Source organism: Mycobacterium mantenii, from assembly GCF_010731775.1.
GTDB classification, from domain to species: Bacteria; Actinomycetota; Actinomycetes; order Mycobacteriales; family Mycobacteriaceae; genus Mycobacterium; species Mycobacterium mantenii.
Map to the genome: position 1 here is coordinate 288574 of NZ_AP022590.1, position 21148 is coordinate 309721.

The 21148-nt window shown below is 67.8% G+C and carries 21 protein-coding genes; 14 read left to right on the plus strand and 7 right to left on the minus strand.

Translation table 11 applies throughout. The annotated features are described in order from the left end of the window. Positions 1-3: 3 nt before the first annotated feature. Complete coding sequence (locus G6N50_RS01430) at positions 4-1029, plus strand: nitronate monooxygenase (RefSeq protein ID WP_083099347.1); 1026 nt, start codon at positions 4-6, stop codon at positions 1027-1029. A gap of 15 nt (positions 1030-1044) precedes the next feature. Here G6N50_RS01430 and ald read toward each other — a convergent pair whose 3' ends face one another. Next, the gene (gene ald / locus G6N50_RS01435; RefSeq protein WP_083099344.1) at positions 1045-2160 is read right to left on the minus strand and encodes an alanine dehydrogenase; all 1116 of its coding nucleotides are present in this window, start codon (positions 2158-2160) and stop codon (positions 1045-1047) included. Positions 2161-2250: 90 nt separating this feature from the next. Here ald and G6N50_RS01440 point away from each other — a divergent pair, with 90 nt between their 5' ends. The 5 genes from G6N50_RS01440 (at position 2251) to G6N50_RS01460 (ending at position 8158) form a co-directional block, all read left to right on the plus strand. Further along, positions 2251-2712 carry an SRPBCC family protein gene (locus tag G6N50_RS01440; RefSeq protein WP_083099342.1) on the plus strand — a complete coding sequence of 154 codons (462 nt, stop codon included), beginning with the start codon at positions 2251-2253 and terminating at the stop codon, positions 2710-2712. Between the two features lie 24 nt (positions 2713-2736). After that, positions 2737-4200 carry a flavin-containing monooxygenase gene (locus G6N50_RS01445; protein WP_083099339.1) on the plus strand — a complete coding sequence of 488 codons (1464 nt, stop codon included), beginning with the start codon at positions 2737-2739 and terminating at the stop codon, positions 4198-4200. 162 nt (positions 4201-4362) lie between these two features. After that, entirely contained in the window at positions 4363-5271 is a 909-nt protein-coding gene (locus tag G6N50_RS01450; RefSeq protein WP_083099336.1) for a metal-dependent hydrolase, read from the plus strand. A gap of 4 nt (positions 5272-5275) precedes the next feature. Continuing rightward, entirely contained in the window at positions 5276-7060 is a 1785-nt protein-coding gene (locus tag G6N50_RS01455) for an SDR family oxidoreductase (protein ID WP_179970083.1), read from the plus strand. Between the two features lie 21 nt (positions 7061-7081). Beyond that, positions 7082-8158 carry a PDR/VanB family oxidoreductase gene (locus tag G6N50_RS01460; RefSeq protein ID WP_197748068.1) on the plus strand — a complete coding sequence of 359 codons (1077 nt, stop codon included), beginning with the start codon at positions 7082-7084 and terminating at the stop codon, positions 8156-8158. On the opposite strand, the gene G6N50_RS01465 is transcribed toward G6N50_RS01460, so the two are convergent. Beyond that, complete coding sequence (locus G6N50_RS01465) at positions 8145-8651, minus strand: GNAT family N-acetyltransferase (protein WP_083099334.1); 507 nt, start codon at positions 8649-8651, stop codon at positions 8145-8147. The genes G6N50_RS01460 and G6N50_RS01465 overlap by 14 nt on opposite strands. Continuing rightward, the gene (locus G6N50_RS01470) at positions 8651-9226 is read right to left on the minus strand and encodes a TetR/AcrR family transcriptional regulator (protein WP_142275775.1); all 576 of its coding nucleotides are present in this window, start codon (positions 9224-9226) and stop codon (positions 8651-8653) included. The genes G6N50_RS01465 and G6N50_RS01470 overlap by 1 nt, the downstream gene beginning before the upstream one ends. Positions 9227-9418: 192 nt before the next feature. Here G6N50_RS01470 and G6N50_RS01475 point away from each other — a divergent pair, with 192 nt between their 5' ends. Together G6N50_RS01475 and G6N50_RS01480 are read left to right on the plus strand one after the other, a co-directional pair. Then, positions 9419-10429, plus strand: a complete 1011-nt coding sequence (locus tag G6N50_RS01475) for a Rieske 2Fe-2S domain-containing protein (RefSeq protein ID WP_083099328.1) — start codon at positions 9419-9421, stop codon at positions 10427-10429. Positions 10430-10435: 6 nt separating this feature from the next. Continuing rightward, positions 10436-11518, plus strand: coding sequence for an NAD(P)H-dependent amine dehydrogenase family protein (locus G6N50_RS01480; RefSeq protein WP_083099325.1), 1083 nt, complete (start codon positions 10436-10438; stop codon positions 11516-11518). A 422-nt stretch (positions 11519-11940) separates the two neighbouring features. On the opposite strand, the gene G6N50_RS01485 is transcribed toward G6N50_RS01480, so the two are convergent. From G6N50_RS01485 to G6N50_RS01495, 3 genes are all read right to left on the minus strand, one after another. Next, entirely contained in the window at positions 11941-12180 is a 240-nt protein-coding gene (locus G6N50_RS01485; RefSeq protein WP_142275774.1) for a hypothetical protein, read from the minus strand. 176 nt (positions 12181-12356) lie between these two features. Continuing rightward, positions 12357-12752 (minus strand): hypothetical protein, encoded by a 396-nt coding sequence (locus tag G6N50_RS01490; RefSeq protein ID WP_083099322.1) that lies wholly within the window; start codon positions 12750-12752, stop codon positions 12357-12359. Between the two features lie 292 nt (positions 12753-13044). Further along, on the minus strand, positions 13045-13254 hold the full coding sequence (locus G6N50_RS01495) for a hypothetical protein (protein WP_083099319.1): 210 nt from the start codon (positions 13252-13254) through the stop codon (positions 13045-13047). A gap of 150 nt (positions 13255-13404) precedes the next feature. On the opposite strand from G6N50_RS01495, the gene G6N50_RS01500 reads away from it, so the two are divergent. From G6N50_RS01500 to G6N50_RS01515, 4 genes are all read left to right on the plus strand, one after another. Beyond that, on the plus strand, positions 13405-13614 hold the full coding sequence (locus tag G6N50_RS01500) for a dodecin family protein (RefSeq protein ID WP_083099316.1): 210 nt from the start codon (positions 13405-13407) through the stop codon (positions 13612-13614). Positions 13615-13814: 200 nt separating this feature from the next. Next, a complete protein-coding gene (dapB, locus tag G6N50_RS01505) occupies positions 13815-14552 on the plus strand; it encodes a 4-hydroxy-tetrahydrodipicolinate reductase (protein WP_083099393.1) in 738 nt (245 codons plus the stop codon). Positions 14553-14581: 29 nt separating this feature from the next. After that, positions 14582-15049: a tetratricopeptide repeat protein gene (locus G6N50_RS01510; protein WP_083099313.1), complete on the plus strand. Its 468-nt coding sequence runs from the start codon at positions 14582-14584 to the stop codon at positions 15047-15049. Further along, entirely contained in the window at positions 15046-15501 is a 456-nt protein-coding gene (locus tag G6N50_RS01515) for a flavodoxin family protein (RefSeq protein WP_083099310.1), read from the plus strand. Before G6N50_RS01510 ends, G6N50_RS01515 begins: the two co-directional genes overlap by 4 nt. A gap of 7 nt (positions 15502-15508) precedes the next feature. Here the strand turns inward: G6N50_RS01515 and G6N50_RS01520 are convergent, their stop codons facing one another. Continuing rightward, entirely contained in the window at positions 15509-16342 is an 834-nt protein-coding gene (locus G6N50_RS01520) for an acyl-CoA thioesterase domain-containing protein (RefSeq protein ID WP_083099308.1), read from the minus strand. Positions 16343-16380: 38 nt separating this feature from the next. Here G6N50_RS01520 and G6N50_RS01525 point away from each other — a divergent pair, with 38 nt between their 5' ends. After that, a complete protein-coding gene (locus G6N50_RS01525) occupies positions 16381-17916 on the plus strand; it encodes a class I adenylate-forming enzyme family protein (protein ID WP_179970084.1) in 1536 nt (511 codons plus the stop codon). Next, the gene (locus tag G6N50_RS01530) at positions 17913-21137 is read left to right on the plus strand and encodes a carboxyl transferase domain-containing protein (RefSeq protein WP_083099304.1); all 3225 of its coding nucleotides are present in this window, start codon (positions 17913-17915) and stop codon (positions 21135-21137) included. Before G6N50_RS01525 ends, G6N50_RS01530 begins: the two co-directional genes overlap by 4 nt. Positions 21138-21148: the final 11 nt, after the last annotated feature.

A 21148-nucleotide genomic window follows, 5' to 3' on the forward strand; every position in this document is an offset into this window, starting at 1 on the left:
CGAATGGTACTGGGCTTCTGGGACATCATGGTGCCCATCGTGGGTGCGCCCATGGCCGGCGGGCCCGGGACTCCGGCGTTGGCCGCGGCGGTGTCCAATGCGGGCGGGCTCGGTTTCGTCCCCGGCGGGCATCGCAGCGCCGAGCAGTTCGCCGAGGACATCGCCGCGGCGCGCAAGGCCACCACCGGCCCGCTCGGCGTGAACTTGTTTGTGCCCCAACCCAGCGTCGCCGACTGGGTGGCGCTGCACTACTACGCGGCAGAGCTCGAAGAGATTGCCGAGCACTACCAAGTGGAGGTCGGTCACCCGCAGCACGGCGACGACGACGAGTGGGAACAGAAGCTTGAGGTGGTGGCCGACGTGCGGCCCGAGCTGGTGTCTTTCACTTTCGGCGTGCCACCGCCCGACGTGATCCGGCGGTTGGGCGCGCTGGGTCTGCTGGTGATGGTCACCGTGACATCGGCCTACGAGGCCGGGGTGGCCGTCGCGGCCGGCGCGGACAGCCTGGTGGTCCAGGGCCCCGCGGCCGGCGGGCACCGCGGCACCTTCGCTCCGGACATGGAACCCGCCAGCGAATCGCTGCACCAGCTGATCGACCGCATCCGCAACGCCCACGACGTCCCGATCATTGCGGCGGGCGGACTGGGCACCGCCGACGAAGTCGGGGCCGTGCTGCGCAGGGGAGCGGTGGCGGCCCAGGTCGGCACCGCGCTACTGCTCGCCGACGAGGCGGGCACCAACTCGGCGTACCGGGTCGCCCTGAAAAACCCGCTGTTCGCCACCACCGTTGTGACACGGGCTTTCTCGGGTCGCTACGCGCGCGGTCTGGAAAACGACTTCACCCGCACGCTCGATCACGTCGCGCCGCTGGGCTATCCCGAGGTGAACCAGATGACCTCACCGATCCGGGAGGCGGCCGCCGCCATCGATGATCCCAACGGGATGCCACTATGGGCCGGGACGTCGTTCAAGCATGCCTGCGCGGGGCCCGCGGCCGACATCATCGCCAGTCTCGCGGCAACCAGTTAGCCCCGCGAACACCGGTCAGCCCAGCAGGTCGGCCGGGTCGGCGAACGGCAGGCCGAGGTCGGTGGCCACCTGTTCGGACAGCAGCCTGCCGTCATGCGTCGAAAGGCCTTTGGCCAGAGCATGATCCGACCGGCACGCCGCCTGCCAGCCGCGGTCGGCCAGCGCCAGCACGTACGGCATGGTCGCGTTGGTCAGCGCCACCGTCGACGTCTTGGGCACCGCGCTGGGCATGTTCGCCACGCAGTAGAACACCGTGTCGTGCACCGCGAAGGTGGGGTCATCGTGCGTGGTCGGACGGGAGTCCTCGAGGCAGCCGCCCTGGTCGATCGAGATGTCGACCAGCACCGCACCCGATTTCATCTGTGAGACAAGGGAATTCGAGATCAATTTGGGCGCCTTGGCGCCGGGCAGCAACACCGCACCGATGACCAGGTCGGCGCGCTTGACGGCACCCTCGAGCTCGTACGCCGACGAGTAGCGGGTGCCGATGCGGCCGGCGAACTCGGCGTCGAGCAGCCGCAGCTTGGCGACGTTGACGTCGAAGACCATGACCGTCGCGCCCATGCCGCCCGTGACCCGGGCGGCGTTGTAGCCGGCCGTGCCCGCCCCGATCACCACGACGTCGGCGGGTTTGACGCCCGGCACGCCGCCCATCAGCACCCCGCGCCCGCCGTGGGTGCGCATCAGGTGATAGGCGCCCACCTGAGCGGACAGCCGGCCGGCGACCTCGCTCATCGGCGCCAGCAACGGCAGTGTGCCGTCGGCGGTTTGCACCGTCTCGTAGGCGATCGACGTCGTTCCGGACGCCAACAGCGCTTCGGTGCACGCGCGCGACGCGGCCAGATGCAGATAGGTGAACAGGATCTGGTTGCGCCGCAACAGGTCATACTCGGCCGGCACCGGCTCTTTGACCTTGAGCAGCAGGTCGGCTTCGGCCCAGACCTGTTCGGCCGTATCGGCCAGCTGGGCGCCTGCGGCTTTGAACTCGGCATCGGGGATCGCCGATCCTTCCCCGGCGCCGGCCTGCACGAGCACGTCATGGCCGCGGCGGGTCAGCTCGGCGACGCCGGCGGGGGTGATGGCCACCCGAAACTCATTGGTCTTGGTCTCGGTCGGTACGCCGACTCGCATGATCGCCCCTTGGTTGCCGGTTCACGTTCAAGTGTGAAGAAAGTTCGCGAGGGGCGCAAAAGCTTGGTGTTTGCTGGCTATGATCGGCCAATGACCGACCCATCCGTGAAGGCCACCGTGCGGATCGACGCCCGGCCCGACGTGGTGTACCGGCTCATCACCGACCTGCCCACGCTGGCCGAGCTGGCCGAGGAGGCGGTGGCGATGGAGTGGCGCAAGGGCGACGCGGTGAGCCCGGGCGCGGTGTTCACCGGCCACAACAGGAGCGGCAGCCGGCGCTGGAGCACCAAGTGCACGGTCACCGACGCGGAACCGGGCCGTCGCTTCGCGTTCGACGTCAGCCACACGATGCTTCCGATCGCCCGCTGGCAATACGACATCGTCGCGGCCGACGGCGGGTGCGAGGTCACCGAAAGCACCTGGGACCGCAGACCCGGATGGTTCCGCAAGGTCGCCGGCAAGGCCACCGGCGTCAGCGATCGGGCGGCCGCCAACACCGAGCACATCCGGCTCACCCTGCAGCGCCTCAAGCGGCGCGCCGAGACCGAGTAGCCCGACGACACCACGGAGTCCGACATGACGCGACGCGATCCCACCGTAGCCGTCATCGGAGCCGGCATGTCGGGACTGTGCGTCGCAATCGCCTTGCTGCGCAACGGGATTACCGACGTCACCATCTACGAGAAGGCCGACGAGGTGGGCGGAACCTGGCGCGACAACACCTACCCGGGTCTGGTCTGTGACATCCCCTCGCGTGTCTACCAGTACAGCTTCGCCAGGAACCCCAACTGGTCGCACCTGTTCTCACCCGGCGGCGAAATCCAGGCCTATTTTCGCGACATCGCCGACCGTTACGCGTTGCGGGAACGGATCCGCTTCGGCACCGAGATCTGCCACGCGCGGTTCGACGACGGCCGCTGGGTGCTGCGTACCGACGCCGGAGAGGAACAGACGGTCGACTTTCTGATCTCGGCCACCGGCGTGCTGCATCACCCGCGCATGCCATCGATCGCCGGATTGGATGACTTCGGCGGCAACGTGTTTCATTCGGCGCGCTGGGATCACAGCGTCGACGTTCGAGGCCGGCGCGTCGCGGTCGTCGGCAACGGGTCGACGGGCGTGCAGCTGGTGTGCGGTATGGCCGGGGTGGCCGGCCACGTCGCGCTGTTCCAGCGGACCGCGCAATGGGTGCTGCGCCTGGCGAACCCCCGCTACAGCGGCTTCACCGCGATTACCCGACGAAGGATGCCGTGGCTGGATGGGCTGGCCTACCGCCTCTACAGCCTCGGATTCGACTACTTCGCGGTCGGACTGACCAAGCCGGGCCTGCGCCGAAAGATCATGGCGGCGCTGTGCCGCGCCAGCCTCTGGGAAATCCGCGACCCCGAGTTGCGGCGGGCGTTGACTCCCGACTACACGCCGGCTTGCAAACGACTGGTGATGTCGAACGGTTTCTACCGGGCGATGCAGCGCGACGACGTCGAACTGGTCACGGAGGGCATCGATCATGTGGAACGGCGCGGCATCGTCACCGCCGACGGCGTCCTACACGAGGTGGACATCATCGTGCTCGCCACCGGATTCGACACGCACGCGTTCTTCCGGCCGATGGAGCTGATCGGCCGGGACGGCATTCGTGCCAACGACGTCTGGCGCGACGGGCCCCGGGCCTACCAAACCGTGGCGCTGTCCGGTTTTCCCAACTTCTTCATGATGCTGGGGCCGCACAGCCCGGTGGGAAACCTCGCGCTGACGACCGTGGCCGAGTCGCAGGCCGACCACATCGTGGGCTGGATCGAATGCTGGCGCCGCCGCGAATTCGACACGATCGAGCCGACCGCCGCGGCGACAGAGCGTTTCAACGCGAAGCTCCGCGCCGCGATGCCGGACACCGTGTGGACCACCGGCTGCAACAGCTGGTACCTCAACAAGGACGGCGTGCCCGAGGTGTGGCCCCTGACCCCCGCTGAACACCGCCGGATGCTCGCCAACCCCGAACCCGGCCAGTACGACCTGCGGCGGTACGTCGCGGCCGGTTGAGCACGGCGGTTGAGGACGCCGGCCGGCGAAAGCGGCTGAGGACGCCCGCCAAAGAACCCAGTACCGGCGGTTTCGCATATCTGGGTCGCGTCCCTATACTTGGGACGCGCGACGTCCGCCGCACAGTGTGATCGAGGGCTAAACGCCGAGCTAGGGGGCACGATGCTGACTGTCGATAACCAAGCGGCGGGTCCGCACGACGCCTCGCTGGACCACGAGCGACTGGTGCTCGAGGCCCGCGATGTGAACTTCGACTGGGCGCAGCTGCCGTTCCACTACGTGCCCGGTGAGCCGTTCACCACCCACGTCCTCAACGTGCTGCACCTGCTGCTGCCCGCCGGCGAAGAGTTCTTCGTCGAGGTGTTCAAGCAGACGCTGCCCCTGATCAAAGACGACCAGCTGCGGCTGGATGTCCAGGGCTTCATCGGCCAGGAGGCCGTGCATTCGCAGGCGCACGCCAACGTGCTCGCCCACTTCGCCGCGCGCGACATCGACCTGACCCCCTATACCGGCCAGATCAAGTGGCTGTTCGACAAGCTGCTCGGGCCCCGACCCGGCTGGAGCCCGCGCCGCCGGCAGAGCTGGCTCCTCGAGCAGGTTTGCATCGTCTCGGCCATCGAGCACTACACCGCCATCCTGGGAGAGTGGATCCTCGACTCGCCGGCCCACGACCGGATCGGCACCGACCCGGTGATGCTGGACATGCTGCGCTGGCACGGCGCCGAAGAGGTCGAACACAAGGCGGTGGCCTTCGACACCATGAAGCACCTGCAGGCCGGCTACTGGCGGCAGGCGCGCGCCCAGCTCGTCGTGACGCCCGCCATGCTGCTGTTGTGGATTCGCGGCGTGCGGTTCATGTACTCGCTGGATCCCCAGCTGCCGGCGCGCACCAAGCCGCGCTGGCGGGACTACTTCTCCGCGGCGCGCCGCGGTTTGGTGCCCGGGCCGCTGCGCTTCATCCGGGCGATCGGCGACTACTACCGGCCAGGCTTTCACCCCTCGCAGCTCGGCGGGGTGGGGCTGGCCGTCGACTACCTGGCCATCTCGCCCGCCGCGCGAGCCTCGCACTGATCCGATGACCATGACCTCGACCATGACCTCGACCATCATCGCCAGCGACGGCGTCACACTGGCCGTACACCGGTACACCGACATCGACCCGGCGCGCCCAACCATCTTGGCAATTCACGGTTTTCCGGACAACCACCATGTCTGGGACGGCGTGGCCCAGGAGCTGGCCGGCCAGCCCTACAACGTCGTGGCCTACGACGTGCGGGGAGCCGGTGAATCCACCCGCCCCGCAAAGAGATCCGGATACCTCTTCCCGCAGCTGGTCTCCGACATCGCTGCGGTGATCGACAGTTTGGGCGTCGGGCGGGTGCACCTGCTGGCCCACGACTGGGGCTCGATTCAGGCGTGGGCGGCGGTCACCGACGACTCGGTGATGGGCAAAGTCGCATCTTTCACCTCGATCTCGGGCCCGCACCTGAACTATGCCGGCGCATTTATACGGTCGGCTCGCACGCCGCGGGCCGTGGCCCAGGTCATCAGGCAGCTCATTTCGTCGGGCTACATCGGCTTCTTCTTGTGCCCGATCGTGCCGGAACTGTCGTTCCGCTCCAGGATCGGCGTGAAAGTCGTTGAGGCCCTGGAACGCATCGGCCGGTCGAGCACCCGCAGCCAGCGCCACGACACCCTGCGTTCGGTCACCGACTATGTGCACGGGCTCAACCTGTACCGGCAGAACATGCCGGCCCCGATGGTGGCGCCGGGACGCCGGCTGCCCGAGACCACCGTGCCCGTCCAGACCGTGGTTCCGCGCCGGGACATCTTCGTCACCCCCGCGCTGCAACGGTTCACCGGCGCAATTCCGTTCGGCGCCAGGGTGATTGAGATCGAGGGCGGCCACTGGGTGGTGACGTCGCGTCCCGATGTCATTGCCCGGCTGACCGTCGAGTGGGTCGACCGCAACGTCGGCGGCTCAGGCTCGGCCGAGCTGCGCAGCGTCGGCCCGGCCGAGGTTCGCGGCGAGCGGCGCGAGGTGCGCGGCAAACTCGCGCTGGTCACCGGGGCCGGCGCCGGAATCGGCCGGGCCACGGCGGTGGAGCTGGCCCGGCACGGCGCCCGCATGATCGTGCTCGCCGACCGTGATGTGGCCGCCACCAACGAAACCGCCGACGCCGTCCGCGCCGCCTGCGCCGAGGCCGCGGTATACCAGGTCGACGTCAGCGACGAGGGCGCCATGAACGCCTTCGCGGCGCAAGTGCGCAACGAGCACGGCGTGGTCGACATCCTGGTGAACAACGCCGGCATCGGGATGGCGGGCCGGTTCTTGGAGACGAGCTCGGCGAACTGGGAAGACATCATGGGCGTCAACGTCGGCGGTGTGATCTCGGGCAGCAGGGCGTTCGGCGCGCAGATGGTCGAGCGCGGCGAGGGCGGAACCATCATCAACGTGGCGTCGGCGTCGGCGTACCTGCCGTCGAAATCCATGGTCGCCTACAGCACGACGAAGGCGGCCGTGCTGGCGCTCAGCGAATCCCTGCGGGCCGACTTCGCCGACGAGGGCATCAGCGTCACGGCGGTGTGCCCAGGATTCGTCAACACCAACATCGCCAGGAACACGATCTACGCCGGGATGAGCGCGGAGCATCAGGAGCGGGCGCGGGGAAAGGCCGATGCCGCCTACCGGCGCCGCAACTTCACCCCCGAAGCCACCGCCAAGGCGATCGTCAAGGCCGTCAGGACCGGTCCGGCCGTGTTGCCCATCGCCGCGGAGTCGCGGATCGGCTACGCGATGCGGCGCATCAGCCCGGGCATGATCCGGCTGTTCGCGCGGTTGGACATTCGGCAGACGTAGGGGGCTTCGGTGCCGGAGAGCATGTGGGCCAGCAGGCCCGCCGACCTGTACGGACGGCGCGACCACGACCGCTTTGGGTCGCTGCTGTGGGGCGTGCGGGCAGTGTTCGAGGGCTTCGCGGCGGTGTCGCGGTGGTCGCCCGCGCGGGTGAAGCCGGTGCAGCGCAAGCTGAGTGCGGTAGTGACCAAGCGCGAGCTCGCCGCGCCGGACGTCGTCGCGTTGACCCTGGCCGACCCCGCGGGTGGGTTGCTCCCGTCCTGGACGCCCGGCGGGCACATCGACGTCCTGTTGCCCTCCGGCCGGCGACGGCAGTACTCGTTGTGCGGTCCGCCCGGGCGGCGAACCGACTACCGCATCGCCGTCCGCCGGATCGCCGACGGCGGGGGCGGATCGATCGAGATGCATGAGGCTTTCGGCGTGGGCGACACGCTTTCATTCGAAGGTCCGCGCAACGCGTTCTACCTCGGCACCGCCGAGCGGGACGCGTTGTTCGTCATCGGAGGCATCGGGGTGACGCCCATCCTGCCGATGATACAGGCGGCCGCGCAGCGCGGAATCGATTGGCGCGCAATCTATACCGGCCGAAGCCGCGAGTACATGCCGCTGCTCGACGAGGTCGTGTTGGCGGGGCCGGACCGGGTGACGGTGTGGGCCGACGACGAGCACGGCCGCTTCGCCACCGTGGCGGAGCTGCTGGCCGGGGCGGGGCCGGCGACCGCTGTCTACGTGTGCGGGCCGAGCGCGATGCTCGAGGCCGTCCGCATCGCCCGCAACGAACATGCCGGTGCACCACTGCATTACGAGCGGTTCAGCCCGGCGCCCGTCGTCGACGGGGTTCCGTTCGAGTTGGAGCTCGCGCGATCGGGGCAGGTGCTCGCGATACCGGCGAATCGGACCGCACTGGACGTCATGCTCGATCGGGATCCGACGACGCCGTACTCGTGCCGGCAGGGATTCTGCGGGACGTGTAAGGTCAAAGTGCTTGCCGGGCAAGTGGATCACCGTAGCCGCGTCGCGGCGGGCTCGAGAGATATGCAGGACGGCATGCTGGTGTGTGTCTCGCGGGCCGTCGGTGAGCGAGTCGTCATCGACGCGTGAGGCGGTAGCCCAGGTGGGGCACCTTGACGCCGGGCGCCGGCTCCCAATCCAGGGTGCGGCCGTCGAGGCGAAAGTCATTCTTCTCATAGAAGCTGCGCGCCACGCGATTGGCTTCCGCGCACCACAACACGACGTCACCGCCGGGTTCGGAGGTCAGGGCCTTGTCGAGCAGCAGGCGGCCGACGCCATGCCGTTGACTTGCCTGCGCGATGTAGAGAGCATCGAGTTCGAGTCGCTCGGCGTCATCCGGGTCCGGCCCGAAGATCGTCATGCCGAGGAGCTGACCGCCGGCCTCGGCGACCCACATGCGCCACCCCGGGCGGCCGAGGTCGCGCGGATAGAGCAGCACGGCCCACCGCTTCGGCGAGGTCAGCGTGTCGAGTACGTCCGCGGGCAGTACGCCGGACCAGGATTGCCGCCAGACCGGATAGTGCATCGCGGCCACATCAGCGAAATCGGTGGGCGTGGCCTCGCGGATCGTGACGTCGGCCATTACGGCCGGGACTGCTCGAGGTAGGCGGCCAGCGCGTTGGTCAGACCCCGGCGCGCCATGTCGAGGTCGGCGTAGGACCCGAGTTGGCGTTCCGACACCAGGCCGCGCATCGCGCCGGGGATCAGGGCGGCCACCTCGCGAACCCGATCCGGGTCGACGGCCAAACCGGCGAACGCCTGCTGGCAGGTCTCCAGCCAGCTCTTGCCCCAGGAGAACAGCTCGGCGGCGGTGTGCGGGTAGAGCCGCTCGAGCTCGTCGGGATCACGCGGCAGCGCGGCCCGCAGATTTTCGATCGCACGCGAATCCGCCGACGCCAGGCCACGGTAGAGGGTCTCGATGATGGCGCCGACGCGCTCGCGCAGCGGCGCCTCCGCCGAGACGGGTGCCGACAGGGTGGAGAACGTCGCGGCGCGCCGCTCGGCGGTGCGGTGCAGGACCGCGGCCCAGAACCCGTCGGTGTCGCCGAACTGATACTGCACCGCGCCCCAGGTCGCGCCGATGTCCTTGGCGATGCGGTTGGCCGACACCGAGCCCGGCTCGCCGGAGGCCAGCGAGCGCAATGCCGCTTCGAGCATGCTTTCGCGAGTCGCATGGCCCCGCCGGTTCGGGCGCCGGCCCGCGACTCCTGGCGCGCCGCTCTGAGGGGTCATTCGCCGATCCTATCCACAGCCGACGGCCCGGACACGGGTTTTCATAGAGGGTACTTTGATTTTGTTGCGGCGCGGCCTATCATTCGTACGCGAGGGAGGGCAGCATGGCAGGGCTCGATGGCTAAGCCACCGTTGTCGATGAAACCGACCGGCTGGTTCCAGGTCGCCTGGTCCGACGAGATCGGCGTCGGCGACGTGCACAAAATGAAGTACTTCGACCAGGAGATGGTCGCCTGGCGCGCCGAATCCGGCGAGCTCACGGTCATGAACGCCTACTGCGAGCACCTGGGCGCGCACCTGGGGTACGGCGGCAAGGTCGTCGGCGAGGTGTTGCAGTGCCCGTTCCACGGGTGGCAGTGGAGTCGGGAAGGCCGCAACGTCTGCATCCCGTACCAGGACCGGCCCAACCGTGGCCGCCGCATTCGCACCTACCCGGTGGTGGAGCGCAACGCGTCGGTGTACATCTGGCACGACCTGGACCGTCGCGAGCCCTACTTCGACGCGCCGGACGTGTTCGCCGCGTTCGACGACGGCAGCAGCGCCGACGACTACTACCCGCAGCAGCGGCTGTACCGCGAGACCCTGGAACTGCACCCGCAATACGTACTGGAGAACGGGGTGGACTTCGCGCACTTCAAGTACGTGCACAACACCCCGATCGTGCCCGTGTTCACCCGGCACGACTTCGCCGAGCCGGTGTCCTACGTCGACTTCACCATCACCTTCGAGGGCGATGATGGGCAGAAGATCGAGGACGTCAACAGCGGCGTGCAGGCCATCAACGGCGGTCTGGGCATCGCCGTGACCAAGAGCTGGGGCATGATCGACAACCGCACCATCTCGGCGATCACGCCCGTCGACGAGTCCACCTCCGACGTGCGCTTCATGGTCTACATCGGCCGGACGCCGCACAAAGATCCCGTCGCGGGCCTCGAAAAAGCTCGAGCCAAGGCCGACGAATTCGGGCGCGAGGTGATCCGCCAGTTCGAGCAGGACATCGAGATCTGGTGCCATCAGCGCTATTCGGATCCACCCGCGCTGGCCACCGACGAGTACGAAGGCTTCACCGCAATTCGCCAGTGGGCCAAGCAGTTCTATCCCGACGCGTTCGCATCGCAGGAAGGCTAAAAGGCAATGAGTACAGCACCGGTTCGCGTCTTTCAGGTCGGGAGCGGCAACGTCGGCTCGGAGATGATCAGGCGGATCGTCACCCAGCCGGACATCGAACTGATTGGCGTGCACTGCTATTCGCCGGAGAAGGTCGGCAAGGACACCGGAGAGTTCGCCGGCCTGGCGCCCAACGGGGTGGCGTTCACCGGGACGATCGAGGAGATCATCGCCGCCAAGCCGGACGTGCTGACGTTCCACGGCGTGTTCCCCGACGAGGACCTCTACGTCAAAGTGCTTGAGGCGGGCATCAATATCGTCACCACCGCCGACTGGATCACCGGCTGGCACCGCGACAAGAACCACCCGCACCCGTCGGGCAAGCCGGTGACCCGGCTGTTGGCCGAGGCGTGCGAGAAGGGCGGCGCGACGTTCTACGGCACCGGGATGAACCCGGGGCTGAACCAGATCCTGGGCGTGGTGTGCTCGGCCGACGTCGCCGACATCGAGAACGTCACCACCATCGAATCGGTCGACGTGTCGTGCCACCATTCCAAGGACACCTGGATCGAGGTGGGTTACGGCCAGCCGGTCGGCGACCCCGAAATCCCCTCGAAGCTCGAGAAGTACACCCGCGTGTTCGCCGACAGTGTGTACATGATGGCCGACTGCTTCGACCTGCCGCTCGACGAAGTCAAGTTCAGCTATGAGCTGGGCGCGTGCACCAAGGACGTCGACCTGGGCTGGTACACGCTGCCCAAGGGTTCGCTGGGCGGCAACTACATCAAGTACCAGGGCATGGTCGACGGCGTGCCGCGGGTCGAGACACACCTGGAATGGCAGATGACCCCGCACACCGATCCCAGCTGGAACATCAAGGGCTGCTACATCACTCAGATCAAGGGCGACCCCTGCATCTACAACAAGCACATGATCTTCCCCAAGCCCGGCGTCGACCTGTCCAACCCGGACAACTTCGCCTCCATCGGCATGACCGTCACCGGCATGCCCGCGCTGGCGTCGATCAAGTCGGTGGTCGCTGCGCCGCCGGGGCTCATCACCAGCGCCGACCTGCCGCTGCGGGGATTCGCCGGGCGGTTCAAGAAGTAGACCGGTCATGGCGAGTTATTTGCCGCGCTCCGCGGTCTAGCCGCGGGGGCGTATCCACTCGGTGCCGCCGCTAGCGGTTTTCTTGTCCGGCACTGCCGACCGCCCACTCATCGAGATGACGCACCTCGCTCCGATAGCCGAGTGTGTCACAGGCCGGGTGGCCGCGGTCATGTGAATTGATGTATCGGTTGTATACGTTCAGCAAAAGTGGTTGCGCCGGACCTGGCACCGATATATCAAAGACGTTTGGCGCGGCGCGTCTGACGCGCCCAGAACGCCGTTCACGGGTAAGGAACTCATGCGCGGTGAGCCGGAGCGCTGACTCCGCCGGCGGACTTACGTGAACGATTTCCCACCGCTCGACTGCGCAGGGGGACGGCGGTCCATCGCCGCACTTTCTGCCATTTGCCGTAGCCGCTGAGCTATGCAGCGGTCTTCTTGTGCGTACTTGCGGTGTTGAGCCGCGTGTTGCCGATATTCATCCCTACGATGTTCGTTCTGTCCGGCTGCTTCTTCGTATGCCTTGGCAGCTCGGTCGTGACCATCTGCGGATGCGACCAAGCTGTCGGCCGCAGATCGCTGGGCTGCCTGCGCTGCTCGCCGCGCTTGCTCCGCTCGTTGACCGGCGCGAGATGCTTCCTCGACGAGCGATTGGGGATCACCCCATTCGGTCTCGGCGGGGTTATCGTTCTCAGACATAGCGGGCGCCTTTGGTTGACAGTCGGATTGACTCTAGCGGCGCACGGGGAATGATCGGTTCTTCCGTTTCGGCCGCGGGCTTTACAGGTTGCGGGCCACGTGCCAGTACGAGACATACCTGAAGTCGGCTTAGGTGGCATCAGGGGAGCTGGGATCGCTCATCGGTGTTATGACGTTCGCTTTCAGCCATTTCACGACGGATGTCGGCCTCTTCGCGCCCAGCACTGGCTCGTGCGCGTTCCTCGCTGTCTTCGGCGCGCTGCAGTCGCTTGCGTTCACGCTCGGCGTCGGTCCCCTCGCGTTTGTCTGCGCGCATTTCTCGTTGGTTTGCCGCCTGCTCGCGGTGGTTGGCGATGCTTTCCCGCTCGGAAGCAATCCGTTCTCGCTCATCTGCGAAACACTCGTGTCGTGTCAGCTCGACCTCCCGTCGCGCCAGAGCCCGCTTGCGCTCATCAAGCTCCGCCGCCCGCCGATCAAGTTGCTCTGCGCGACGATCCAGCTCACTAGCCTTTTCGGCATCGTGCTCAGCTCCCACGACTTCCCGCCAACGCTTCACGGCGATCAGCGACAGTGGCTCGCAACGCGCGATTGCGCGCCAGGCGCTCCACTCCTTCGGTCAGTTTCTCTCGCCTAGCCGTGAGCCTCTCTCGCTCACGCGCAAGATGTTCGCGCACAGCCGTAATGCCCTCGCGCTCGGCGGCGATCCCTTCGGGCTCAAATGCAACGCTCTTACGTTCCCGTGCGGTGCAGATGACCGGCTTGTTCACGGCACGCAAACAGGCGCTTCGATCACGCTGTCCTCCCGAACCGACCTTGATCGGCACCGGCTAGCGATCGCCGAAGTCATATTTGTGCAGGCCGTCGTCGTGGCCCTTGCACTTCAGGTTGGTACACCGCCGCCGTGGCGGCGACGAAACCTGCATCTGGTGCTTCTCGCCGTCCCAATGCGTTAATCCGATGGTGTAGAGCTCGGTATCGTCGCCGCAGATCGGGCACTTATGGCCGGGGTCGCGTTCGATAATCGGTTCGATTGCCATGAATCTTGAGGCTAGAGGTTCGTGCGCTGTAGAGACTGTGGCCAAAAGACCCACAGCACCGGGCATTTCGTCCCTACCTGCTGTGGTCGCGCCGCAATTAGATGGTCATCGTCCCTGGTCATCAATCCACATCGATTCCGGGAGGTCATCATGGCAGGAGGCACCGTCGCTCGCGTCACCGAGATCAGCGCGAGGTCCGACACCAGTTTCGAAGATGCGGTGAAGACTGGCATTGCTCGGGCCGAACAGACGCTGCGTGGTGTCAGGTCGGCTTGGATCAAGGAACAGGTGGTGGATGTGGAAAACGGGGGGATTGTCGCTTACCGCGTCAACATGCTGGTCACATTCGTCCTGGAATAGCAGCGACAATGAACCGCGGTTGCTGGTTGCCGTCCAGGGCGGCGGCCACCTCAGCCGGAATCTCGATCGCATACACGTTCGAATAATATGGCGGACCACTCGCCCGTGGCCACGCGAAAGCCTCCACCTGTGGATGAGCGCCCGACTGTGGACAACGCCGAGCCGAAACCCGCTTCACGCCTCCGTCTAGGGTGAAGGCCATGCGGGTAGGAGTGCTGGGAGCCAAGGGCAAGGTCGGATCGGCGATGGTGGCGGGTGTGCAGGCCGCCGAGGATCTGAGCCTGTCCGCCGAAGTGGACGCCGGCGATTCGCTGAGCCTCCTCACCGAGGGCGATACCGAGGTCGTCATCGACTTCACCCACCCCGACGTGGTGATGGACAACTTGAAGTTCGTCATCGGCAACGGAATTCACGCCGTCGTGGGGACCACCGGCTTCACCGCCGAGAGGCTGCAGCAGGTGCAGGATTGGCTCGCCGACAGCCCGAACACCTCGGTGCTGATCGCGCCGAACTTCGCGATCGGGGCGGTGCTGTCGATGCACTTCGCCAAGCAGGCCGCGCCCTTCTTCGACTCGGCCGAGGTGATCGAGCTGCATCATCCGCACAAGGCCGACGCGCCCTCGGGCACCGCGACGCGCACCGCGAAGCTGATCGCCGAGTCGCGAAAAGGCTTGCCGCCCAACCCCGATGCCACCAGCACCAGCCTGCCGGGCGCGCGCGGCGCCGACGTCGACGGCATCCCGGTGCACTCGGTGCGACTGGCCGGGCTGGTCGCCCATCAGGAGATCCTGTTCGGCACCGAGGGGGAGACGCTGACCATCCGTCACGACAGCATCGACCGGACCTCGTTCGTGCCCGGTGTGCTGCTGGCGGTGCGGCGGATCAAGGAACGCCCCGGCCTGACGGTGGGTCTCGAGTCCCTGCTCAATCTGCAATGAGCTGAACCTGCAATGACCCTCGATCTGCCATGACGAAAGCGCTGCGCACCCAACTGCTCGTCGCCTTCATGTGCGTCGCGCTGTTGGTGTACTTCGTGCTGTTGGGGCGCGTGGCCGTCGCGATGATCGGCTCCGGACGCGCCGCCGCCGTCGGCCTCGGACTCGCGGTGTTGGTCCTGCCCGTGATCGGGCTGTGGGCGATGATCGCCACCTTGCGCGCCGGATTCGCGCACCAGAAGCTGGCCCGGCTGATCGCTGCCGACGGGATGGAACTGGACACCAGCGCGCTGCCGCGCCGGCCGTCGGGCCGCATCCAGCGCGACGCGGCCGACGAACTGTTCGCCACGGTGCGCACCGAAGTGCAGGACCACCCCGACGATTGGCGGCGCTGGTACCGACTGGCCCGTGCCTACGACTACGCGGGGGATCGCCGCCGCGCCCGCGAGGCCATGAAGACCGCCTTGGACTTACACCGAGACCTGCAGAGGCGCCCATGAGCAAGACGCTGCTGATCGTGCACCACACGCCGTCGCCGCACACCCACGAGATGTTCGAGGCGGTGGTCTCCGGCGCCACCGATCCCGACATCGAGGGCGTGGAGGTGCTGCGACGCCCGGCGCTGACGGTCTCGCCGGCGGAGATGCTGGCCGCCGACGGGTACCTGCTGGGCAGCACCGCGAACCTCGGCTACATCTCGGGCGCGCTCAAGCACGCGTTCGACTGCGCCTACTACCAACTGCTCGACTCCACTCGCGGGCGACCGTTCGGGCTTTACCTGCACGGCAACGAGGGCACCGAGGGTGCCGAGCGTGCCGTCGACACCATCACCACCGGGCTGGGGTGGACGAAAGCCGCAGCGACCGTGGTGGTTTCGGGCAAACCCGGTAAGGACGAGTTACAAGCGTGCTGGGAGCTCGGGGCGACCGTCGCCGCCCAGCTGATGGAGTGACGCCCGCCTAGGTGTGGGTCAGCCTGAAGGCGTCGGCCGGTTGGGCCAGCGCCAGCGCCGAGCTGGTGCCGAGCGGTCCGTGCCGATCGAACAGGGTCGCGGCGCCGGTGGCGACCCCGGCCGTGGCGTAGTGGCTCTGGGCGGCGAGTCCAAGGAATTCGCCGTCGGGCAGCCGGGTCGCGGTGACGGTGTAGTCGGCGTTGATGTAGCGCAATCCGCGGGTGCCCCAATGGGTGAGCGAACTGGTGATGTCACCGACGAACGCCAGGCGGGTGAACGGCGTGAGCGGGTGGCCGTGCACCATCGGGCGAAACAGCCGGGCCCAGGCGAACTTCTGGGAGTGGGTCTGTTCCCATTCGCCGGCGGCAATGCCGGGACTGCCTTCCGACGTGGCGCCGTACCCCCAGATGAGAAACGGCATCTCCGCCGTAAAGCCGTCCGAGGACGTCGGGAGCGGCGGCATCTGCGCGGGGGACGACCATACCTGCCCGTCGGGATGATCACCGCGGCGCAGGAACAGCGCGCTGGCCCGCGCGACGACCGTGCCGTTCTGGACCAGGTTGCCGTCGACCAGCTTGATGCGCCGGCCCTCGCGCTGCACCGAGGTCTGGATCTGCACCGGCTCCATCAGGGCCGGGCGCAACAGGTCCACCGTGAAGCGGGCGGGCTGCAGGTCCGGATCGATGCCGGATTGCTCTATGCCCCAACCCAACAGGCCCCCGACGATCTGGCCGCCCATCGCCGCGCCCCACGGCCCCTGCGTGATCTTGCCCGGAACATAGGAGTCGCCGTCTACAGTGAAAAACGCCTCGGGCATGATGGCGGGATCCTCGATCGTCACCGCTATCACGATAGGACACCGGATAGTAAGGACCGGGCATGCCTCCAGTGATTAGAATTCCGCGCGGCCACAACCCGTTCCCGGTGACCGGCGTGTCCCAGGGCCGCGACGGCATCCCGCGCTATGACGAGCTGCCCGCCACCCTGCTGGACATGCTCGCCGAACAGGTCGACGCCCGTCCGGACGCGGAAGCTCTGGTTGAGCTGGGAGCCGGCCGGCTCACCTACCGGCAGCTGTGGGACCGCGCCGCACGGGTGGCCGGCGGGCTGCGCGACGCCGGCCTGCAACCCGGTGACCGGGTGGCGGTGCGCAAGCACGCGGGGATCGACTGGGCGCTGGCGTTCTGGGGCACCGTGATGGCCGGTGGCGTTGCGGTGGCGGTCAATACGCGATCGGCGCAACCGGAGGTCGAATTCGTTCTGTCCGACTCCGGCGCGCGGGTCGACCTGGCGCCGGATTCGCCGCTGCCCGACGGGCGGCCGTACGTCACCGAGCAACTCGGCGCCGCCGACACGGCCGCCCTGTTCTACACCTCGGGCACCACCGGCCACCCCAAGGGCGTGCCCACCACGCACGAGGCATTCCTGACCAACACCGAGAACGCGATCCGCTGTCTGCAGCAGCCGCGGGATCTCGGAGAGGCGATGCGCACCCTCATCTCGGTTCCGCTGTTCCACGTGACCGGTTGCAACACACAGCTTCTGGCCGCGTCCCGGCTCGGGGGAGCATCGGTGATCATGCCCGCACTCAACCTGGACACGTTGCTCGCCGCGCTCACCGCCGAGCGGATCTCGGTCATGGTCACGGTCCCGGCGATCTACTCGCTGTTGTTGCGGTACAGCGGGTTTGCCGCGGTCGATGTGTCGAACGTGCGCTGGGTGGGCTACGGCGGGGCGCCGATCGCCCCATCGCTGGTGCGGTCGGTGAAGGACGCGTTCCCGCACGCCACGGTGTTCAACGGCTACGGCATGACCGAGACGGCGTCGCTGATGACCGTGCTTCCCGACCGCGAGGCCGTCGAGCACGCCGACTCCGTCGGTTACGCGGTGCCGTCGGTCGACCTGGGTCTGATCCCGTTCGGTAGCGACGAGCAAGGCGTCGGTGAGTTGGTGGTGCGCGGCGCCAACGTGACCGCCGGGTACTGGAACCGGCCGGAGGTGACCGCGGCCACCATCGTGGACGGCTGGCTGCACACCGGTGACGTGGTGCGCGTCGACGACGCGGGCCGGGTGCACATCGTCGATCGGCTCAAGGACATCATCAACCGCGGTGGCGAGAACGTCTCCAGCGTCGAGGTGGAGGCCGTGCTGCTGGCGGCGCCTCACGTCGCGGACGCCTGCGTGCTGGCCGTTCCCGACGACGTCATGGGTGAGAAGGTGGGTGCGGTGTTGTTCGGCAGTGACGACGAGATCAACGTGCCGGCGGTGCTCGACCACTGCCGCAGCCAGCTGGCCGACTTCAAAGTGCCGCAATATGTCACGGTGGTCGCTGACGCACTGCCGCGCAACGCCGGCGGCAAGCTGCTCAAGGCCAGGCTGCGCGAGCAGGTCCGGTGGGGCGAGCCGCTGCGATGAGCGCGAGCCTGCTGGTCGCCAACCGCGGCGAGATCGCCCTTCGAATCATCCGCACCGCAACCGAATTGGGCATACGAACGATCGCGGTCTACGCCGAAGACGATGCGGACAGCCCGCATGTGCACGCGGCCGACGAGGCTATCGGGCTGCCGGGCACCGGCCCGCGGGCCTACCTCGACCAGGCCTCCGTGCTGGCAACGGCCAAAAGCTCCGGCGCCGATCTGGTTCACCCCGGTTACGGCTTCCTCAGCGAGAACGCCGAATTCGCTCGCGCCTGCGCGGCTGGCGGCCACAGCTTCGTGGGTCCCGACCCCGGGGTGATCGAGTTGCTCGGCAATAAGACGGCGGCCCGCGGCGCCGCGATCACCGCCGGGGTTGCGGTGCTGCCCGCCACCGATGGACCGAGCAGCATCGAGGACGTCAAGGAGTTCTTTGCGGCACACGGCGCCATCATGATCAAGGCCCTGGCCGGCGGCGGCGGGCGAGGAATGCGCAAGGTGCACAGCGCCGATCAGATCGACGAGGCCTACCAGCGCTGTGCCGCCGAAGCGCGGCTGGGCTTCGGTGATTCCGCGCTGTTCGCCGAGGCGCTGCTCACTGACGCCCGCCACATCGAGGTCCAGGTCGTGGCCGCACCGGCCGGGCACCAAACACACGCGCACGCGGTCGGCGACCGCGACTGCAGCATCCAGCGACGGTATCAGAAGCTGGTCGAAATCAGCCCCGCCCAAGGGATTTCGGATGGCCTGCGCCGGGCCCTGCACCAGGCGGCGGTGCGGTTGTGCGCCCGGGTGGGACTGCGCGGGCTGGCCACCGTCGAATTCCTGGTTACCGGAGAGGAATTCGTCTTCCTCGAGGTCAACCCGCGAATCCAGGTCGAGCACACCGTCACCGAGGAAACCACCGGGCTCGACCTGGTGGCCGTCCAGCTGGCCATCGCCGGCGGCGCATCCATTTACCAGCTGGGGCTGGCATCCGGAATCGCCTCCGACGGCATGGAAGTCATCGGCGAGCCGGCCGCGCGCCGCGGCATCGCGATTCAGCTCAGGGTCAACATGGAGACCTTTGGGCCCGACTTCGCCGTCGTGCCCTCCGCGGGCACGCTCACGGTGTTCTCCCCGCCCAGCGGCCCCGGCGTGCGCGTCGACACCTATGGCCGGGCGGGACTGGTGATCAGCCCCCAGTACGACTCGCTGCTGGCGAAGGTCATCGCGCATGTGCACGGGTCGTCGTGGCAGGCGGCGGTGCGCAAGGCGCGCACCGCTTTGGCCGAGTTCAGCATCAAGGGCGTCTCGACGAACATCGAATTCCTGCGCGAGCTGTTGTCCGACGACCGGGTCGAGTCCGGTTGGGTGAGCACCGGTTTCCTCGATGAGCGGCTTCCCGAGTTGGCCCGGGCGGCGCTGTCTCACCAGCAAGAGCCACGGACGGCGGCGGTCGAGCTCTATCCGGGCGAGGATGCGCTGCGCGCGCAGCTGGCTGGCACCGTGGTCGAGGTCGCGCCCGAGGGCGCCGAGTACGCAGCGGGCGGCCAACTGGTGGTCCTGGAAGCGATGAAGATGCAGCACGTGCTCGTCGCGCCGGACGCGCTGCGGACCGTCCGGATTCTGGTGACGCCCGGGCAGGTGGTCGGGACCGGGGATCCGTTGCTGGTCTTCGTTCGCACGGCGGCGGCCGGTGACGGCGAGTCCGTTCTGGCCGCAACGGATCTCGACCGACCGCGGGCCGATCTCGACGAGGTGATGCACCGGCATTCCCTGACCCTCGACGAGGGCCGCGAGGCCGCGGTTGCCAAGCGGCACAAGCAAAATCGCCGCACCGCGCGGGAGAATATCGACGATCTCGTCGATCCCGGCAGCTTCGTCGAATACGGCGCGCTGGCGATCGCGGCGCAGCGCAGCCGTCGCTCGGAAGAGGACTTGATCGCCAACACGCCCGCCGATGGACTGGTCGCCGGCCTGGCCGCCATCGGCGCGGACCGGTTCGGCCGGGCCGCGGCGCAGGCCGTCGTGGTGTCCTACGACTACACCGTGCTGGCGGGTACGCAGGGCATGCGCAACCACGCCAAGACCGACCGGGTGTTCGATCTGGCCGCGCGAAAACGGTTGCCCGTGGTGCTGTTCGCCGAGGGCGGCGGGGGCCGGCCGGGGGACACCGACGTCGGCGGCGCCGCCGGGCTGGACGTCCCGACCTTCCGGATGCTGGCCGGACTGAGCGGGGAAGTGCCGCTGGTGTCGGTGGTCTCGGGGCGTTGCTTCGCCGGCAACGCCGCGCTGGCCGGCGTGTGCGACGTCATCATCGCGACACCGGACGCCAACATCGGGATGGGCGGGCCGGCGATGATCGAGGGCGGCGGGCTGGGCGCCTACCCGCCGGAGGCGATCGGGCCGATCGGGGTGCAGCGGCGCAACGGCGTGGTCAGCCTTATCGCCCGGGACGAGGCGCACGCGGTCGCACTAGCTAAGCAATACCTGTCGTACTTCCAGGGCGCCCTGAGCGACTGGACGGCGCCCGACCCGCGGCTGGCCCGGCATGTGGTGCCGCAGAACAGGTTACGCGCCTACGATGTGCACCGTGCGATCGAGGCGATCGTCGACGTCGGCTCGGTGCTGGAGCTGCGGGGAGACTACGGCGTGGGGATCGTCACCGCGCTGGTGCGCGTCGAGGGAGTGCCATACGGGCTGATCGCCAACAGCACTCACCACCTCGGTGGCGCCATCGATGCCGAGGCGGCGGACAAGACCGGCGACTTCCTCGCCCTGTGCGAATCGTTTGGGCTGCCGGTGATCTCGCTGTGTGACACCCCGGGCTTCATGGTCGGGCCGGACGCGGAGAAGGAAGCGGCGGTCCGCCGCTTCGGCCGGATGTTCGTGCTCGGCGCGCGGCTGACGGTGCCGCTGGGAATGATCATCCTGCGCAAGGGTTATGGGCTCGGCGCGATGGCGATGGCCGGCGGTTCGTTCCACGCGCCCCACTTCACCGTGGCCTGGCCGACTGGAGAGATCGGCGGCATGGGTCTGGAAGGCGCTGTGCGCCTGGGGTACAGCAAGGAGCTGGCCGCCGTCGACGATCCCGCCGAACGGCAACGCCTGTTTGATCGCTTGGTGGCCAAAGCCTACGAGCACGGCAAGGCGCTACGTGCCGCCACCACGTTCGAACTGGACGACGTCATCGACCCGGCAGCCTCCCGGGCCTGGATCACCAGGCTCTCGGGAGGCTGACGGGTCGGACG

Excerpts from the sequence above, each read along its gene's own strand:
- G6N50_RS01455 (WP_179970083.1), top strand. The coding sequence starts at position 5,276 with ATGACCATGACCTCGACCATGACCTCGACCATCATCGCCAGCGACGGC.
- dapB (WP_083099393.1), top strand. The coding sequence starts at position 13,815 with ATGCGGGTAGGAGTGCTGGGAGCCAAGGGCAAGGTCGGATCGGCGATG.
- G6N50_RS01465 (WP_083099334.1), bottom strand. The coding sequence starts at position 8,651 with ATGGCCGACGTCACGATCCGCGAGGCCACGCCCACCGATTTCGCTGAT.
- G6N50_RS01450 (WP_083099336.1), top strand. The coding sequence starts at position 4,363 with ATGCTGACTGTCGATAACCAAGCGGCGGGTCCGCACGACGCCTCGCTG.
- G6N50_RS01440 (WP_083099342.1), top strand. The coding sequence starts at position 2,251 with ATGACCGACCCATCCGTGAAGGCCACCGTGCGGATCGACGCCCGGCCC.
- G6N50_RS01460 (WP_197748068.1), top strand. The coding sequence starts at position 7,082 with ATGTGGGCCAGCAGGCCCGCCGACCTGTACGGACGGCGCGACCACGAC.
- G6N50_RS01525 (WP_179970084.1), top strand. The coding sequence starts at position 16,381 with ATGCCTCCAGTGATTAGAATTCCGCGCGGCCACAACCCGTTCCCGGTG.
- G6N50_RS01515 (WP_083099310.1), top strand. The coding sequence starts at position 15,046 with ATGAGCAAGACGCTGCTGATCGTGCACCACACGCCGTCGCCGCACACC.
- G6N50_RS01510 (WP_083099313.1), top strand. The coding sequence starts at position 14,582 with ATGACGAAAGCGCTGCGCACCCAACTGCTCGTCGCCTTCATGTGCGTC.
- G6N50_RS01445 (WP_083099339.1), top strand. The coding sequence starts at position 2,737 with ATGACGCGACGCGATCCCACCGTAGCCGTCATCGGAGCCGGCATGTCG.
- G6N50_RS01470 (WP_142275775.1), bottom strand. The coding sequence starts at position 9,226 with ATGCTCGAAGCGGCATTGCGCTCGCTGGCCTCCGGCGAGCCGGGCTCG.
- G6N50_RS01480 (WP_083099325.1), top strand. The coding sequence starts at position 10,436 with ATGAGTACAGCACCGGTTCGCGTCTTTCAGGTCGGGAGCGGCAACGTC.
- G6N50_RS01530 (WP_083099304.1), top strand. The coding sequence starts at position 17,913 with ATGAGCGCGAGCCTGCTGGTCGCCAACCGCGGCGAGATCGCCCTTCGA.
- G6N50_RS01500 (WP_083099316.1), top strand. The coding sequence starts at position 13,405 with ATGGCAGGAGGCACCGTCGCTCGCGTCACCGAGATCAGCGCGAGGTCC.
- G6N50_RS01475 (WP_083099328.1), top strand. The coding sequence starts at position 9,419 with ATGGCTAAGCCACCGTTGTCGATGAAACCGACCGGCTGGTTCCAGGTC.
- G6N50_RS01430 (WP_083099347.1), top strand. The coding sequence starts at position 4 with ATGGTACTGGGCTTCTGGGACATCATGGTGCCCATCGTGGGTGCGCCC.
- G6N50_RS01495 (WP_083099319.1), bottom strand. The coding sequence starts at position 13,254 with ATGGCAATCGAACCGATTATCGAACGCGACCCCGGCCATAAGTGCCCG.
- ald (WP_083099344.1), bottom strand. The coding sequence starts at position 2,160 with ATGCGAGTCGGCGTACCGACCGAGACCAAGACCAATGAGTTTCGGGTG.